We start from the raw sequence: 17,203 nt of genomic DNA on the forward strand, positions 1-17,203 counted from the left end.
TAGGTGACGGTATCGCACTTGCTCATGGCCTCGACAATGTCATGGCGGGGGAACTTCTTGAGTTCTCTACCGGCGTAATGGGTCTGGCACAAAACTTGGAAGCGAACAACGTAGGTATCGTTATCCTTGGGCCATACACAGACATTAAAGAAGGCGATGAAGTTCGTCGTACAGGCCGTATTATGGAAGTACCAGTCGGAGAAGAATTGATCGGCCGTGTCGTCAATTCACTTGGACAACCAGTTGATGGACTTGGTCCAATCAACACAACAAAAACTCGTCCTATCGAAAGCCCTGCACAAGGGGTTATGGCGCGTAAATCAGTTCACGAACCACTACAAACAGGAATCAAAGCGATTGACGCTCTAGTTCCGATTGGCCGTGGACAACGTGAATTAATCATCGGTGACCGTCAAACAGGTAAAACTACTGTTGCGATTGACGCAATCCTAAACCAAGCTGACCAAGACATGATCTGTATCTATGTTGCAATCGGTCAAAAAGAATCTACTGTTCGTGGGGTTGTTGAAACTCTACGCAGAAACGGTGCACTCGACTACACAATCGTAGTAACAGCATCTGCATCAAGCCCGTCGCCAATGCTTTTCTTGGCACCATATACAGGTATTTCGATGGCAGAAGAATTCATGTTCGCAGGCAAGCACGTGCTAATCGTTTATGATGATCTATCTAAACAAGCAGCAGCTTACCGTGAACTTTCCTTGCTACTTCGTCGTCCTCCAGGTCGTGAAGCATATCCAGGTGATGTCTTCTATCTACACAGCCGTTTACTTGAGCGTGCTGCGAAGTTGAATGACGATCTAGGAGCAGGATCTATCACAGCATTGCCGTTCGTTGAGACACAAGCAGGAGATATCTCCGCTTACATTCCAACAAACGTAATTTCTATTACAGACGGACAAATCTTCTTGCAGTCTGACCTATTCTTCTCAGGTGTACGTCCAGCGATCAACGCCGGTCTTTCCGTATCCCGTGTTGGTGGATCAGCGCAAATTAAAGCAATGAAGAAAGTTGCCGGTACACTTCGTTTGGACTTGGCAGCATTCCGTGAACTAGAAGCATTCTCACAATTCGGTTCGGATCTAGACCCTACGACAAGAGCGAAACTGGACCGCGGTCACCGCACAGTTGAAATCTTGAAGCAGGACTTGAACAAGCCGTTGAAAGTCGAATACCAAGTTATCAGTCTATATGCACTGACACGCGGTTACCTCGACGATATTCCAGTAAAAGACGTATTGCGTTTTGAAAGTGAAATCACTAGCTGGTTAGAATCCAACCATACGGAAGTGTATGATCATATCCGTACAACGAAAGATCTTCCAGCTGATGACGTAATGAGCGCAGCGTTCAACGAATTCAAGAAAAATTTCGTAGTTTCTGAAGCGTAATATTCCTTGAATGGATCTTAAAATAAAGGTGGTGAATAGCCAGTGGCGTCCTTACGCGAGATAGAAAGCCGTATTGCTTCAACAAAAAAGACGAGTCAAATCACGAGAGCGATGCAAATGGTATCTGCTTCAAAACTAAACCGTGCAGAAGTGAATGCGAAGAAATTCGTACCTTACATGGATAAAGTAGAAGAAGTAGTTGGTGCCATTGCAGCCGTAACGAAAGATTCCGGACATCCTCTATTAACAGCACGTCCCGTTAAGAAGTCTGCGTACATCGTAGTTACTTCTGACCGTGGTCTAGTTGGTGGATACAACGCGCACATTTTCCGTGCAGTTACCCGTGCAATCGAACAACGCCATAAATCGAAAGATGAAGTGGTCATTATCGCGATCGGTCGTAAAGGCTATGAATTCTTCGGCCGTCTGGGTTACCAGATCGAAGAAAGCCTGATCGGACTTTCGGATCACCCTCGTTTTGAAGAAGTAAAAGATATCGCGAATCGGGCTGTTGGCATGTTCACAGAAGGCGTTTATGATGAAGTGTTCTTGTATTACAACCACTTCATCTCCGCCATCTCCAACGAAGCAACTGAACGTAAATTGCTTCCACTCACAGATATTTCATCAGGTTCAGCTAATTCATCTTATGAGTTCGAGCCTTCAGCAGAAGCGATTCTCGAAACACTTCTCCCACAATACACGGAGAGTCTCATTTATGGAGCAGTACTTGATGGAAAAGCGAGCGAACATGCTTCCAGTATGACAGCGATGAAGACGGCGACAGACAATGCGTCTGATCTAATCGATTCGTTAACATTACAATTTAACCGCGCTCGTCAAGCAGCGATCACTCAGGAAATTACTGAGATCGTAGCCGGCGTAGCAGCACTCGAATAATAGATTTGAAACAGTAAGACAGGAGGGAAAAGCATGAGTAATGGACATATTCTTCAAGTTATGGGTCCGGTTGTCGACGTAAAGTTTGAAAACGGACAACTTCCAGCGATCTATAACGCATTGAAGGTTAATATCGATCGTTCCAACGGAGTGGTCGAAGTATTGACTTTAGAAGTAGCACTTCACCTTGGTGATGATGCAGTTCGTACGATTGCGATGTCCTCGACAGATGGTCTGAAACGCGGTACGTCAGTAATTAATACAGGCGCACCAATTTCTGTTCCAGTCGGCGACGTTACACTCGGACGTGTATTTAACGTACTAGGTGAGGAAATTGACCTGCGTGAGCCAGTTCCTGCTGATTCACAACGTGACCCAATTCACCGTTCTGCACCAACATTCGAATTCCTTTCTACAGAGGTAGAAATTCTTGAAACTGGAATTAAAGTAGTTGACTTGCTTGCACCATACATCAAGGGTGGTAAAATTGGACTCTTCGGTGGTGCTGGAGTTGGTAAAACAGTTCTAATTCAGGAATTAATCAACAACATCGCACAAGAACACGGTGGTATCTCCGTATTCGCTGGTGTTGGAGAGCGTACTCGTGAAGGAAATGACTTGTACTTTGAAATGACTGATTCAGGCGTTATCAAGAAAACGGCAATGGTCTTCGGTCAAATGAACGAGCCACCAGGCGCACGTATGCGTGTAGCACTTTCTGGCTTGACTATGGCTGAATATTTCCGTGATGAGCAAGGACAAGACGTTCTATTGTTCATCGATAACATCTTCCGCTTTACACAAGCAGGTTCTGAAGTTTCTGCCCTACTAGGTCGTATGCCATCAGCGGTTGGTTACCAGCCGACATTGGCAACTGAAATGGGTCAGTTACAAGAGCGAATCACTTCTACAAATAAAGGATCGGTTACATCGATCCAAGCAATCTACGTACCAGCGGATGACTATACGGATCCAGCTCCGGCAACAACTTTCGCTCACTTAGATGCAACAACGAACTTGGAGCGTAAACTTTCAGAGATGGGTATCTACCCAGCTGTGGATCCACTAGCTTCTTCTTCACGTGCATTGAGTGCAGAAATCGTTGGACCGGAACACTACCGTGTAGCGCGTGAAGTACAAACAACTCTTCAACGATACCGTGAATTGCAAGATATCATCGCAATCTTAGGTATGGACGAGTTGGATGAAGATGACAAGCAGATCGTTGATCGCGCTCGTCGTATTCAGTTCTTCTTGTCACAAAACTTCCACGTAGCTGAGCAGTTTACAGGACAAAAAGGTTCTTACGTTCCAGTTGCTGAAACAATCAAAGGCTTTGCTGAAATTCTAGAAGGTAAGTATGATCACTTGCCGGAAGATGCTTTCCGTTTAGTTGGACGCATCGAAGAAGTAATCGCAAAAGCAAAAGCTATGGGTGTAGAAGTCTAAGAAAAGGGACCAGGAGGGAAAAAAATGAGTAAAATCAAAGTGAATATCGTCACTCCCGACGGCCCTGTTGTTGAAATGGATGCGAACATGGTGATAGCAGTTACCGAAGCTGGTGAGATCGGGGTTTTACCCGGTCACATCGCAATGGTCGCACCACTTCAAATTGGTGCACTTCGCCTAAAGACAGATGGCAAAACAGTAACAGTCGCAGTCCACGGAGGCTTCATCGAGGTCCGTCCTGAAGTGGTCACTGTATTGGCACAGAGTGCGGAACTGGCTGAGTCCATTGATATCGCACGTGCAAAGAAAGCTGCTGAAAAAGCTGAGCAAGATCTTCAGAAAAAAACTGATGACCTTTCCCATAACTTACACGAGCTTGATTTGAAACGTGCGATCAACCGCATGCAAGTGTATGAACAGCGTATTTAATTTATAAGTGAAATGGACGGACAGACAACCTCTGTCCGTCCATTTTCTCTATATTCAAGAAAAAGGAGTGGAAACTATGGACAGCATGCTAGGCAGCAATCCATTACTTGCGATGGTATCGCATATCTTCTTCATCGGCGTTAGCTTCTTTGCACTACAAGCTATCCTGCCAGAAAATATCATACGAAAAAATCGTGTATTCCAAACACAACTTTTGTTTATTTTGCTAAGTATTGCTATTGGCTCCACCGTATCAAAATTCTTTTTAGACATATCCTATTGGTCAGGAAGATGGGCAACCTGGTTTTGATTTCCTTCAGCTGAAGCTCTACTAGCCTCATAACGGAAATCAGAACTCTAGCTGAAGGAAATTAAAACAGGCTGATTGTGAATTAGATTTGTTTTTTTACATCTGTTAATGAAGCTTTAAATTGCAAACACGTATCAAAGTTCGCGTTTCCCGCCACAACTCTGTAATATTCATGTAATAAAAATAACTGCAAACAAGTGTAAAATGTAGGATTAACGGGTATTAGCAGTAATGTGGCTAAATAAATGAGTCATTTGTAATCACATTGTGTCAGATTAAAACATATACTACATCACGCAAGAAATATCACAAAACTGCGCCGGAAGTTACTTGTTTAGTAAGGTATTACAAGGTACAATAGTAGATGTTTTATATGTTAAATTTGGAAACTGACAAATGACTAGGCATCAACAATGAAAATGTTTATAGACGATTTTTGATAATAGGCTGTGGATGAAGGATAAATTGGACTCGGAGGGGCTATTGGTGGAAAAAATTATTATTAACGGCGGACGGACTTTAAAAGGGAACGTACGTGTAGAAGGTGCGAAGAACGCGGTATTACCGATCTTGGCTGCTGCTTTATTGGCATCTGAAGGAGTGAACGTCATTCGTGATGTTCCTAACCTATCGGATGTTCGGACAATCAATGAAGTGCTAAAAAGTTTAAACGCAAAGATCACGCATGATCCGGAAAACGGGGAAGTCATCGTAGATTCACGTGGAAGACTGGCAGACGAAGCACAATTTGAATTTGTACGTAAAATGCGCGCATCCATTTTAGTAATGGGACCGTTACTGGCGCGTAACGGATTCGCACGTGTCGCATTACCAGGCGGCTGTGCAATCGGTTCAAGACCTATCGATCAACATTTGAAAGGCTTCGAAGCAATGGGAGCGGAAATTTCATTTGGACATGGACATGTCGAAGCGAAAGTAGATGGCCGATTAAAAGGTGCAAAAATCTACTTGGACTTCCCAAGCGTAGGCGCAACAGAAAACATTATGACAGCTGCTGCTCTCGCTGAAGGTACAACGATCATCGAGAACGCTGCGAAAGAACCTGAAATCGTCGACTTGGCGAATTTCATTAATGAAATGGGCGGTAAAGTAGTAGGTGCAGGTACGGATAATATTCGTATTGAAGGTGTAACAACAATGTATGCATCCACTCACCATATTATACCGGATCGTATCGAAGCAGGGACATTCATGGTAGCTGCAGCAATCACAGGCGGAGACGTCACGATTGAAAATGCAGTTCCTGAACACTCGACTGCTTTAATTTCAAAGTTAACTGAAATGGGCGTAGTCATCACAGAATTGGATGAAGGGATTCGGATCACAGCGAAACACCCACTTAAGGCAGTCGATTTGAAGACGATGCCGCATCCAGGTTTCCCTACAGATATGCAATCACAAATGATGGCATTGATGTTAACAGCTACCGGTATCGGTGTGTTGACCGAAACTGTATTTGAAAATCGCTTCATGCACGTGGAAGAATTCCGCCGTATGAACGCAGACGTAAAAATTGAAGGACGTTCTGTTATTGTTTCAGGACCTTCAAAAATCCAGGGAGCGGAAGTCGCAGCCACAGACTTGCGTGCCGCTGCATCACTCATCCTAGCCGGACTCGTAGCAGAAGGTATTACACGTGTGACGGAATTGGTTCACTTAGATCGCGGTTATGTGGACTTTGACAAGAAGCTCAAAGCCCTAGGCGCAGACATAACACGTGTCTCTACTGAACAAGAAGTTACAGAATCTCAACTAGCATAATTTTCAAGACCATGGACAGTTTACTGTTCATGGTTTTTTCAATTTTTACGATGAATACACGATTGTCCGCTAACATATAGTCTAGTATGTACAAAAAACTACTCGTTTTATTCATTATTTTCACATTATTTATTATTCCTATTCTTGTAAGACAAGCGCCAGAGTTGAAACTGGTAGAACAACGAGAGGAGAAGTACTGCGATGTGTTGATTACGGTCATAGGTGTGGACGAGCCGATTCCGTTAGAAGAATATGTTGTCGGGGTCGTAGCGGGAGAGATGCCTGCTGATTTTCATCCGGAAGCATTGAAGGCGCAAGTGATTGCTGCTCGCACCTATGCGGCTAGAAACACGGATAAAGGGGTCAAGCCTATTGCCAAAGACGTCTCTGCGCAAGTATATCGTACAGAAGCAGAACGCAAAGAACGCTGGGGCAAGTCATTCAAAGACAATGAAAAGAAAGTCCGCCAAGCAGCTGAAGCAACTGAAGGTGAAATTATTGTATATGGAGAAGAAATTATATCTGCCATGTTTTTCTCTACATCTAATGGCAAAACAGAAGCCGCGCAAAACTTCAGCGGTAATCCGGTAGAATATTTACAAAGTGTAGATAGTCCAGGTGAAGAAGATGTTGCGCCAACCGTAGAGCGCAAGCAAGAATTAACATTGACAGAATGGAATCGTAAACTCGGTTTCAATTGGAATGCTAACCAATTCCGCGAACTACAACTCGTGCGCAATCAAACGGGACGTGTTCAGAAAATCATCGCAGGACCCTATGAAACGAGCGGACGACAAATCCGAGAAAAACTTCATTTGGCCTCCACCGATTTCAACATCGCCTATGATGTCAACAATCAAATCGTCCATATTACGACCGTTGGTTATGGCCATGGCGTCGGGATGAGTCAGTATGGTGCGGAAGCTTTCGCACAAAAAGGATGGACTGCCGATCAAATTCTGTCGCACTATTATACAGGTACAAAAATACAAAAAATAAATTTACCTGAAGATCGATGTTTAAAATCCCCGTAACTTGCAAAGAATGCAAGTGAGGTGATGAACATGCGAGAAGAAAAACCAAAGGCCCCTTCTCAGGAGAACAAGAAAACGAAGAACGGCTGGTTCTGGCCTGCCATTTATACGAGCGTAGCGCTTTTATTCATCGGCATGGTATGGGGATACACCGCATTGACGACGGAAGAATCTGCCCCGTCGGAAGTTGCAAAAGTAGACCAGCCAAAAGAAAATGTCACGGTAGAAACAAATGCATCAAAGGAAACACTGAAGTATCCATTCGATGAAGCAAAAGTAGATTCAGTCGCCATCTTACAAGAATTTTATGATGCAGAAGCAGACGAAGCCGTGCGTGAGAAAGCACTACTCGTATTCAACCAGACGTACGTCACCAGCAAAGGACTTTCTTTATCGATGGACGGTGAACCGTTCGAAGCCGTAGCGGCCATGAGCGGAACAGTCGAAGAAGTCATCGTGGACTCATTCAAAGGAACAGAAATCCGTTTGAAACACGCGGACGGTAAGACAACGATCTATGGTTCGTTAACAGGTGTACTTGTGAAAGAAGGCGACACGGTCCAACAAGGGCAAGTGCTCGCGACAACGACGCAGAATGAATGGAATCCTGAAGCAGGCATCCACTTGCAATTCGAAATCCAGCAAGACGGAGTTGCCGTGAATCCACATGATTTCCTAGCATTTTAATAAGTAGCATCCAAGCCATTCCACCCCCTGGAATGGCTTTTTTCATATGTTGACACACGTTCGCATACACTACATTAGTCAAAGGAGTGAATAGAGAAAGGAAGAGAGCGTGCACGAGCAAATTAGAAAACGCTGCGTACGACTGGGCAAGCTACTGATCGAGACCAACTTGACAGTGCGCGCGCTAGCCAATGCGACCGGCTACTCCAAAAGTACGGTCCACAAAGACTTAACGGAACGACTACCGAATGTAGATCCATGCTTGTCGCGGAAAGTCGCAGAAATTTTGGCTTATCATAAATCCATCCGCCACTTGCGCGGAGGAGAAGCCACCCGTCAAAAATGGAAAAATGAAACCGAAGCACAAAAAGCAGATGCCTAGCCACACTGAAAATGAAGCAGTAATGTACTGTACCCATACAAGCAGCCTGAAATCATGAGCAGCTATCCAGATGATCGTGTATCTGGGTAGCTTTTGTTTGGTTGTGTTTCAATGCTGCTAGCCATCCGCTCTATCCACGTCCGCGAGTGCTCTATGCGTCATCCTATCCGCTCTATCGCCCGCGCCATCCGCTCTATCCACGTCCGCGAGTGCTCTATGCGTCTTCCTATCCGCTCTAACGCCCGCGCCATCCGCTCTATCCTGGTCCGCGAGCGCTCTATGCGTCGCCTTATCCGCTCTATCACCCGCGCTATCCGCTCTATCCACGTCCACGAGTGCTCTAAGCGTCATCCTATCCGCTCTATCACCCGCGCTATCCGCTCTATCCACGTCCGCGAGTGCTCTATGCGTCATCCTATCCGCTCTATCGCCCACGCCATCCGCGTGACAATTGCCTTTAAATAATTCTTCAGCCGCCGCTAACTTGCTGGCGACTTTTTGATATGTCAACCCCTCGAACGATGTCAAATAAAGTAGAAATATGATATAATGAACAGCTAGAGAGTTTAACCAGACAGGACGGATGGGGAAGGGGATACAGTCACGATGTTTTCGAAAGAAATTGGGATCGACTTGGGTACTGCCAATATATTGATATATATGAAGGACCATGGTCTTGTCATCAACGAGCCGGCTATCATGGCGATCGATAAACGTTCGAATGAACCGATAGCTTTTGGTATAGAGGCCAACCAAATGATTGGTCGTGCACCAGAACATATCCAAATCGTACGCCCAATGAAAGACGGGAACATTGCGGACTTCGATATGGCCCGTGTATTGATTCAGCACTTCCTCGAGAAAGCGCAAGGAAAAGGCTTGCGTGGTAAACCTCATATTACGATGTGCTGTAAAGCGGATACGACCCGTGTAGAAAAAAGCGTCATCCAACAAGTAGTGATGGGAGCTGGAGCCAAACAGGTCATCATCGAGGAAGAATCGAAAGTGGCGGCAATCGGAGCAGGAATTGATATATCTAAACCTTCAGGCAATATGATAGTCGATTTGGGTGCCGGTACGACAGACGCTTCCGTGCTTTCAATGGGAGAAATCGTATCCTTTAAAACTACGAATATCGGTGGCCTTTATTTCGATCAGTGCATTATTCAACATATACGAAGAACACATGATGTATATATAGGCGAAAAAACGGCAGAACAAGTGAAAAAAGAAATCGGTCTTGTAGTAATGGGCGGACAGAAGCCAAGCGCGATGAACGTGCACTGTAGTGACCTAGCGACAGGTATTCCGAAGACGATAGAAGTGACGGCCGAAGAGATCCATCAGGCATTACGTGTGCCAATCAGTAAAATCGTCGAGACAACAAAAGACGCACTGGAAGAAACGCCACCGGAGCTCGCAGCAGACGTAGCGCAACGTGGCATCATTTTAATAGGTGGTGGCGCATTGCTTCCTGGGATCGACACCTTATTATCCGAGCATTTGAAAGTCCCAGTTTTCATTGCGGAAAATCCACTTACTTGTATTGCGCAAGGTACGGGCCTGTTAATGAACAAAGCGGGCAAAGCCTCAACACGCATAAATTGACCTGCCATGCAAGCGGCAAGTAGTGTATACTAAAAAGAACGATTTATCTGAAATGATGATGCGAAGGAGTGAAATGAAATGTTTCGTGGTTTTTATACAGTAGGATCAGGCATGATTGCACAGCAACGTCGTACGGAAATGCTGTCCAATAATATCGCCAACGCCAACACGCCAGGCTATAAAGCTGAGCAATCGACGATTCGTGCGTTCCCGGAAATGTTCATGTCCCGATTGGATTCGATGCGCGTACCGACGGAAAAAGGCTTGAGCTTCAATAACCTTTCCAAAGTAGGCGAACTATCAACAGGCGTCTATATGCAAGAAACCTTGCCTTTATTCGCACAAGGACAATTGCGGGAGACTGAACAAAAGACCGATATTGCATTAATTGATGGACCGATGGAAGTGGACGAAGAGACCGGTGTTGCAGGAACTGTGTTTTTCACGCTTGAAGGCGAGAATGGTGGTCAATACTATACACGAAACGGGAATTTCGCTGTCAACGCAGAAGGCTACCTGACCAATCCATCCGGCCTATATGTCCTTGACGATGCGGGTAACCGGATCGAACTGGCAAGTGACGATATTCGCGTGACGGATTCAGGAGTAATTTTCTCAGGGGAAACGGAAGTGGCGACACTAGGGATTGCCTACTCTGACGGACCGAATGCACTGTCCAAGCAAGACAATGGACTGTACACGACAACGGACGGCAATGCATTGCCAACTGGCGGCACCTACTCGATGCAACAAGGGTATCTAGAAGATTCCAACGTCGATGCCGCGCGCTCGATGACGGATATGCTGACAGCTTACCGTGCATTTGAAGCCAATCAAAAGATTCTTCAAGCCTATGACCGCAGTATGGAAAAAGCGGTCAATGAAGTAGGACGAGTCAATTAATGACTACATATAGAAACATGCGAAAAGGACGTGACCTTTTATGATTCGCACGATGACCACCGCCACGAATACGATGAACCAGTTGCAACAACGTCTTGACTTGATCGGCAACAACTTATCGAACGTCGGCACACATGGATATAAATCTTCGGACGCTACATTCCAGGAACTTTTATTCCAACAAATGAATAACGACAAAGCTGATAAAGCGGACCGTAGTTCAGATCTTGGCATCCGCATGGGTACCGGTGCACATCTTGGTAGCTTGCAGATGAACTGGAAAGTCGGATCCGTTCAAGTAACGGATCGTCAACTCGACTTTGCGTTGACGGAACCGAAACAACATTTTAATTTGATTCAGCCAACGGACAATGGGGAAGAAATCATTTACTCGCGTAAGGGTAATTTCTATTTGTCACCAACTGCAAACGGCGACAATATGCTCGTCAATGAAGAAGGACTAGCTGTGGCGGATACAGCAGGACGTCCTATCGTCTTTTCTGGACAAGCGACCGACTATCAAATTCGCCCTAACGGTGTATTGCAAGTTACGACTCCGCAAGGCACGCAGGACTTCAATCTTGGTGTTACGGTTCTTGAAAAACCGGATTCGATGGTTCAACTTTCGGCAACGAACTTCGGTTTGCCAACGGATCTTGCAGCTCTAGGCCTTACAGCTAATGATTTATTGACAGAAATGACCGGAGCGGGTCGAAACCAAATTGGCTTGCAAAATCAAGCACTGGAAACATCGAACGTAGAGTATGAAAAAGAAATGGCCGATTTGATTTCGACGCAACGTGCCTATCAATTCAATGCACGTTCCGTAACTATGGCGGACCAGATGATGGGCTTAATTAATGGCATTCGCTAACGCGTGCAATAGGAGTACTGACTATGAGTGAAAAACATACAAATTTCAAAAAAATAACAGAACCACTTTCCCCTGTGCAACCGTTTGAACCGTTGAAGACTAAAGAACCTGTAGAGCCAGAGAGCACAGTGGAAATGGAAGATCCAATCGAACTGACAGAAACAGATCAAGACGTACCGACTGTAGCGGACGAAGTAGCTGTCACGCTGTCAGAACCACTTGTGACAGACGAAGCAGTTACAGAAGACCCTGAACCGATTGTGGAGCCAGAAGCTCTAGAAACAGCACCTGACGTCTCACAGCAAGAAGTAGAAGACACACTACTGATTGAAACAGAACCTGTGAAAAAAAGGTCTGCATCAGAAGAAACGAACGCGTCGTTCTGGGCAAAGATTCAGTCCAAATGGCCACGCAAGGAGCGCACTAAAAAACCTATGAAACCTGTAAGTGAAATGCGCTGGGTTCAAGTCCGTATGATTCCGATTTGGCTACGTGTGCTGATTTTACTCGTGTTGATCGTCTTAGCCGCTGCAGTAGGGGCGATGGTTGGCTTTAGTGTGATCGGTGACGGCACGGCAGCCGACGTCTTCAAAAAAGAGACATGGCAACATATTTTTGATATCATGAATGGTAAATAAGTACAGAAAGGTCTGAACTCTTCAGAACCTCTGGAATAAAGGAGACACATTTCATGCTGAACGCTACACAAATACAAGAAATCATTCCGCATCGCTATCCATTCCTGCTCGTTGATCGCATCGAAGAGCTTGAAGAAGGCAAGCGTGCAGTCGGATTAAAAAACGTATCCATCAATGAAGACTTTTTCAACGGCCATTTTCCTGGCTATCCCGTCATGCCAGGCGTTTTAATCGTAGAAGCACTTGCCCAAGTAGGCGCGGTCGCTTTGCTCAAGAAAGAAGAAAATAAAGGTCGTTTAGCATTTTTCGCAGGTATTGATAATTGCCGCTTCAAACGCCAAGTAACACCTGGCGACACGCTTCGTCTCGAAGTAGAAATTGTTCGCCTGCGCGGAACGATTGGCAAAGGAAAAGCCGTTGCTACCGTAGAAGGCGAAGTTGCATGTGAAGCAGATATTACATTCGCACTAGGACCGGTCCAAGAGTAGTACTATCGTTTTGCATAACACGGAAGATTTGATATAATAATCATTGGAATGCCAATATTGGCATACAGTGGGAGGGTACATTACAGCATGTTAAAGAAGCTTTCTCCGAATATAAAGAGCAGCATCACTCGTTCCATATCGCAATCATTTGAACAATACATGAGTGAAATCGGCTGGTCAGCAGAAGATTACAACATCGAACAATTTTACGCGAACTGGCGGGAATACATAACGACCAAAGCGCTTTGGTACGACAAGATTCCCGATGACATCAAGGCAGATCCCGAGTTCCATAAAGAATTAGCCGAGCGTGTAGAAGGAGTATTAGTTCGTATCCTCAATGATCCGCCAACAGAAGAGCAGATCGCGCAAATCGAAATTCTACAGGAAAAACTAAACACTCATTACGATTATGGCTGTAAAGCAGAAGCTGTATACGTTCAAAACGTATTAGAAACGACGTCTAACCAGTTGAATAATTAAAACGAATAGTTCTCTCCTTTTCGCACAAGCTAACGAAGAACATACCGATACGTATGGTTCATAGCTCGTAAAAAAGGAGGGGATTTTTTTATGATCAGAAAAGCTTTGCCGGTAGTTTTTACGTCTGCACTCGTCCTAACCGCATGTAACACGAACGACGGCGCACTTCCAAGCAACAACGAAACGCCGATGCAAGATATGGAACGCGACAATACGCCGAACGGTAACAAGCGTATGGGTCCAAATCTTGATGGTCTAGATGACAACAATGACCGTGGAATCATGAATGGCGACGGCGATGGCATCATGGAGGAAACGCGTGAAGGGATAGACAGAACGCGCGATGAACTCATTGATGACAATAACGAAAACCGCGGTGCACGCGACGATAACAACATGAACGGCAACGACGCTGCTCCAAACGGCGTTCTACGCGACGAAGATCGTAAAGTACGATGATTCCATCCACTATAAAAACGACCCTGCATATCGAATGCTTGGGTCGTTTTTATGTGTTTGGAGTTGGTGGTTTGTTTGCTTAATGAAGGTGTGGGAGTGCTCATTGGAGTGGGGGATTCGCTCTATGGGGTGCGTTATCCGCTCTATGTAGTGCGTTATCCGCTCTATGGGGTATGTTATCCGCTCTAAGCGGTGTGTTATCCGCTCTATGCGTTGCGTTATCCGCTCTATGTGGCGCGCTATCCGCTCTAAGCGGTGCGCTATCCGCTCTAAGCGTCGCGCTATCCGCTCTATGCAATGCGTTATCCGCTCTAAGCGACGTGTTATCCGCTCTAAGCAGTGGGTTATCCGCTCTAAGCAGTGGGTTATCCGCTCTAAACAGTGGGTTATCCGCTCTAAGCAGTGCGCTATCCGCTCTAAGCGGCACGTTATCCGCTCTAAGCGGTGCGTTATCCGCTCTAAGCAGCGCGTTATCCGCTCTAAGCGGCACGCTAACCGCTCTAACCATCACACATATCCGCCCTAACAACCCACCCAAAACCACCCCAAAACCACCCCAAAACCACCCAAAAAACAAAAAAAGCCACCCCAAAAAGGGCAGCCAACAAAAACTAAATCACAACTTCGTCTTCTCATCAGGATCCGTATCACGCTTCAACTTCGGTCGATCCCACATGCCCATCTCAAACTGCTCAAGCAACGCATCGCCCTCGAAGCCTTCATCCAGCAACTCCTCAAGCAAATGCTCCGCATATTTCGAACGAGCGCGCTTCAAACGACCCTTCATCAACACGGAAATGCGGTCGCCAATCTGACTCCAGTCTTCTACCGCCACATCGAACGAAGCGGGTTCATTGCCGGGATACGAAATGACGACGCGCACTGTCAGCAACGTCTTCTCAACCTTCCATTTATCCATAATGTCCTTATACTTGGCATCAATGAACAACTCAAGAACCCACAAACGATGACTGTTTTCCTGATTGATGATAATCCCGTCATACAGTGGAAACGCAAGCACACCATTCTCCTGCATCACTTCCACCGAAATCATCTTAAACGTCTTCAACCCTATCACCTCGGTACAATTTTCCCAAGTATAGCATAAAAATCTCACAATACTCGAAAATTCAATAATGCTTTATACAGGATCCACAACAAACCCTATCAACACACGAAACTCCAAAAATTCCATCGAATGAAAATTGAAAAAGCTATGCAAAAACCGCATCAAAATTCAATTTTGCCACTTTGCTTGAACTGCCCTTTGTAGATTACGATAAAGGCAGCACAAAGAAGGGAGGGACAAACTCTTGAACCAAGTGGCTTTAGTAGGGCGTATCACCAAAGACCTCGTATTAAAAGAACATGCATCTGGACGTGTCAACACCACGTTCGTCCTCGCTATCAATCGCAGCTTCAAAAACGCCAACGGAGAAGTGGCAACCGATTTCGTACTGTGCTCCGTTTGGGGGCGATCCGCCGAAAACCTAGTCCGTCACTGCGGCAAAGGATCACTCATAGGCGTCAGTGGAAGTATTCAAACTCGGAACTACGAGCGGGAAGATCAGTCGAAAGTGTATATCACAGAAGTCCTGTGCAACGACATCCGCTTCCTGTCAAAGTCACCCAAATCTCAACACGTCGAAATGAAAACGCATTCATCTACTGAGCCGAAACGTTTTGAAGAAGCGAAAACAGCAGAAACCGCACTTCCAATTTTCTAACACCATCCTAGAACGAAAGGGGAGGAGACAAAGGCTGATCCGCCGTCACACAGCCACTGTTGATCAACTCCTGATCCATTGGCTAACACACAATTGAAGAGAAACGAAAAAAGAGAAAACAGAAACGACACTACAAGCATATTCGCCAACTAGCAATACCCAATCGGCAGAAGCAAGAGCGAGTGGGGACTCGATCCTCTGTGATGCCGGGAGTACATTCAGCATAGGAACTGAATCGATTTTACGCCAACTCATCCGTCGTCCGTTTTGCTGGAGACCACTTCCAAAAGACGGACTGACGGAATACATACCCGCCCATAGAAAGGAAGAAGCCCATGCCAACTACTTCTACCGTTGTACACAAACAAGATATCGAACGCTTAGAAGACCAGCTCGGTCAGCTAATCCGTATCATCGCCAACATGAATGAGCGCATCAACTACCTCGAAACCATCAAAACCAACCCGTTCCTCATCCCCTCCAAATGACAATAAAAAGACTTGCATCATGTTCGATGCAAGCCTCACTCAATCAATTAAACGTCAGCAAATCCTCGAGCTCTCGATCATTGAGCTCCGTCAACCACTGACTCGAATGAATCAAATCAGCTGACAAAGCCGCCTTCTCGACGAGCATCTCGTCAATCTTTTCCTCGATTGTCCCGACCGTTACAAATTTATGCACATGCACAAATTTGGTCTGCCCGATACGGTACGCACGATCCGTTGCCTGGTTCTCCACAGCCGGATTCCACCAGCGGTCTGCGTGCAATACGTGATTCGCCTGTGTCAAGTTCAAGCCGGTGCCCCCAGCTTTCAACGACAGGATGAAAATCGGGAATTCCCCGTTTTGGAACGCCTCAACCAATGCATCACGCTGTCCCTTCGGCATACTGCCCGTCAAGAACGGCACGTCGATTCCATGTAATTCAGACAAGCACTGACGGATCATCTGCCCCATGCCAATATACTGCGTGAAGATTAAGCATTGCTCCCCGTTCGCCGCAATCTCCGCTGCCATCGAAACGATCCGTGCCATTTTATTGGAACGCTTCGTCAACTCGGCAGCAGGGGCTGGCGGTTCTTTTAGGAATAATGCTGGATGGTTACATAACTGCTTCAAACGACTGAGCATTTTCAAGATCAAGCCTTTGCGCTCAAATCCTGTCAGTGTTTCGAGTTTGAACTTCGTCTCCGATACAAAACTCTCATACAATGCGGCTTGCTCAGTAGTTAGCGGTACATATTCATTTTGCTCGAGCTTCTCTGGCAAGTTCAAGCGCAACTCCGGATCATTCTTCGTCCGGCGCATCATGAACGGCTGGATTCGCGCACGCAATTTCCGTTTCTCCGCTTCGAGATCATCTCGCTCGATCGGTACGATGAACTCTTCGTTGAATTTACGGAAACTGCCGAAATAGCCTTTATGAATGAAATCAAAAATAGCCCATAACTCCGATAAACGGTTCTCGATCGGCGTACCCGTCAAGGCGATATGATGTCCACCGCGCAACTTGCGAATGGCCCGTGACTGCTTCGTCTGCAAGTTCTTGATATTTTGCGCTTCATCAATCGTCACATTCGCGAACTCGTACATCGACAGCATCTCAGTATCTTGTGTGGCGGTACCGTATGTCGT

Annotated in this window: 21 protein-coding genes; 18 read left to right on the forward strand and 3 right to left on the reverse strand. The window is 45.8% G+C overall.

Annotated elements, in window-relative coordinates; all coding sequences use genetic code 11:
• The 16 genes from atpA to Q7P97_RS08180 form a co-directional block, all read left to right on the forward strand.
• Window positions 1-1,412, forward strand: a 1,412-nt coding sequence (gene atpA / locus Q7P97_RS08105; protein ID WP_303968719.1) for a F0F1 ATP synthase subunit alpha, incomplete at its 5' end; no start/stop codon positions are given.
• Window positions 1,413-1,454: 42 nt separating this feature from the next.
• Window positions 1,455-2,312, forward strand: a complete 858-nt coding sequence (atpG, locus tag Q7P97_RS08110; RefSeq protein ID WP_099625048.1) for an ATP synthase F1 subunit gamma — start codon at window positions 1,455-1,457, stop codon at window positions 2,310-2,312.
• 33 nt (window positions 2,313-2,345) lie between these two features.
• Window positions 2,346-3,761, forward strand: a complete 1,416-nt coding sequence (atpD, locus tag Q7P97_RS08115) for a F0F1 ATP synthase subunit beta (protein WP_303968720.1) — start codon at window positions 2,346-2,348, stop codon at window positions 3,759-3,761.
• Window positions 3,762-3,785: 24 nt separating this feature from the next.
• Window positions 3,786-4,190 (forward strand): F0F1 ATP synthase subunit epsilon, encoded by a 405-nt coding sequence (locus Q7P97_RS08120; protein WP_303968721.1) that lies wholly within the window; start codon window positions 3,786-3,788, stop codon window positions 4,188-4,190.
• A gap of 76 nt (window positions 4,191-4,266) precedes the next feature.
• Window positions 4,267-4,500 carry a DUF1146 family protein gene (locus Q7P97_RS08125; protein ID WP_303968722.1) on the forward strand — a complete coding sequence of 78 codons (234 nt, stop codon included), beginning with the start codon at window positions 4,267-4,269 and terminating at the stop codon, window positions 4,498-4,500.
• A gap of 486 nt (window positions 4,501-4,986) precedes the next feature.
• Window positions 4,987-6,282: a UDP-N-acetylglucosamine 1-carboxyvinyltransferase gene (murA, locus tag Q7P97_RS08130; protein WP_303968723.1), complete on the forward strand. Its 1,296-nt coding sequence runs from the start codon at window positions 4,987-4,989 to the stop codon at window positions 6,280-6,282.
• Window positions 6,283-6,368: 86 nt separating this feature from the next.
• Entirely contained in the window at window positions 6,369-7,316 is a 948-nt protein-coding gene (spoIID, locus tag Q7P97_RS08135) for a stage II sporulation protein D (protein WP_303968724.1), read from the forward strand.
• Window positions 7,317-7,346: 30 nt separating this feature from the next.
• Window positions 7,347-8,003, forward strand: coding sequence for a M23 family metallopeptidase (locus Q7P97_RS08140; protein WP_303968725.1), 657 nt, complete (start codon window positions 7,347-7,349; stop codon window positions 8,001-8,003).
• 109 nt (window positions 8,004-8,112) lie between these two features.
• Window positions 8,113-8,385 (forward strand): sporulation transcriptional regulator SpoIIID, encoded by a 273-nt coding sequence (locus tag Q7P97_RS08145; RefSeq protein WP_303968726.1) that lies wholly within the window; start codon window positions 8,113-8,115, stop codon window positions 8,383-8,385.
• A gap of 606 nt (window positions 8,386-8,991) precedes the next feature.
• A complete protein-coding gene (locus tag Q7P97_RS08150; RefSeq protein WP_303968727.1) occupies window positions 8,992-9,993 on the forward strand; it encodes a rod shape-determining protein in 1,002 nt (333 codons plus the stop codon).
• 78 nt (window positions 9,994-10,071) lie between these two features.
• Window positions 10,072-10,896 (forward strand): flagellar hook-basal body protein, encoded by an 825-nt coding sequence (locus Q7P97_RS08155; protein WP_303968728.1) that lies wholly within the window; start codon window positions 10,072-10,074, stop codon window positions 10,894-10,896.
• A 40-nt stretch (window positions 10,897-10,936) separates the two neighbouring features.
• Window positions 10,937-11,770, forward strand: a complete 834-nt coding sequence (locus Q7P97_RS08160) for a flagellar hook-basal body protein (RefSeq protein ID WP_303968729.1) — start codon at window positions 10,937-10,939, stop codon at window positions 11,768-11,770.
• Window positions 11,771-11,793: 23 nt separating this feature from the next.
• Window positions 11,794-12,408, forward strand: a complete 615-nt coding sequence (locus Q7P97_RS08165; protein ID WP_303968730.1) for a DNA-directed RNA polymerase subunit beta — start codon at window positions 11,794-11,796, stop codon at window positions 12,406-12,408.
• Between the two features lie 53 nt (window positions 12,409-12,461).
• Window positions 12,462-12,896 (forward strand): 3-hydroxyacyl-ACP dehydratase FabZ, encoded by a 435-nt coding sequence (gene fabZ / locus Q7P97_RS08170; protein WP_085428167.1) that lies wholly within the window; start codon window positions 12,462-12,464, stop codon window positions 12,894-12,896.
• 87 nt (window positions 12,897-12,983) lie between these two features.
• Complete coding sequence (locus tag Q7P97_RS08175; RefSeq protein WP_303968731.1) at window positions 12,984-13,379, forward strand: hypothetical protein; 396 nt, start codon at window positions 12,984-12,986, stop codon at window positions 13,377-13,379.
• Window positions 13,380-13,469: 90 nt separating this feature from the next.
• Window positions 13,470-13,838 (forward strand): hypothetical protein, encoded by a 369-nt coding sequence (locus Q7P97_RS08180; RefSeq protein WP_303968732.1) that lies wholly within the window; start codon window positions 13,470-13,472, stop codon window positions 13,836-13,838.
• A 100-nt stretch (window positions 13,839-13,938) separates the two neighbouring features.
• Here the strand turns inward: Q7P97_RS08180 and Q7P97_RS15565 are convergent, their stop codons facing one another.
• Together Q7P97_RS15565 and Q7P97_RS08185 are read right to left on the reverse strand one after the other, a co-directional pair.
• Entirely contained in the window at window positions 13,939-14,346 is a 408-nt protein-coding gene (locus Q7P97_RS15565; protein ID WP_369684316.1) for an alanine-zipper protein, read from the reverse strand.
• A 108-nt stretch (window positions 14,347-14,454) separates the two neighbouring features.
• Window positions 14,455-14,907, reverse strand: a complete 453-nt coding sequence (locus Q7P97_RS08185; RefSeq protein WP_303968733.1) for a YwpF family protein — start codon at window positions 14,905-14,907, stop codon at window positions 14,455-14,457.
• 253 nt (window positions 14,908-15,160) lie between these two features.
• Between Q7P97_RS08185 and Q7P97_RS08190 the strand changes: the two genes are divergently transcribed.
• Together Q7P97_RS08190 and Q7P97_RS08195 are read left to right on the forward strand one after the other, a co-directional pair.
• Window positions 15,161-15,565, forward strand: a complete 405-nt coding sequence (locus Q7P97_RS08190; protein ID WP_303968736.1) for a single-stranded DNA-binding protein — start codon at window positions 15,161-15,163, stop codon at window positions 15,563-15,565.
• Window positions 15,566-15,900: 335 nt separating this feature from the next.
• A complete protein-coding gene (locus Q7P97_RS08195; RefSeq protein ID WP_303968734.1) occupies window positions 15,901-16,053 on the forward strand; it encodes a hypothetical protein in 153 nt (50 codons plus the stop codon).
• 43 nt (window positions 16,054-16,096) lie between these two features.
• On the opposite strand, the gene Q7P97_RS08200 is transcribed toward Q7P97_RS08195, so the two are convergent.
• A partial coding sequence (locus tag Q7P97_RS08200) for a DEAD/DEAH box helicase (RefSeq protein WP_303968735.1) occupies window positions 16,097-17,203 on the reverse strand: 1,107 nt, incomplete at its 5' end.

It is taken from the genome of Sporosarcina ureae, from assembly GCF_029267015.1.
GTDB lineage: Bacteria > Bacillota > Bacilli > Bacillales_A > Planococcaceae > Sporosarcina > Sporosarcina ureae_D.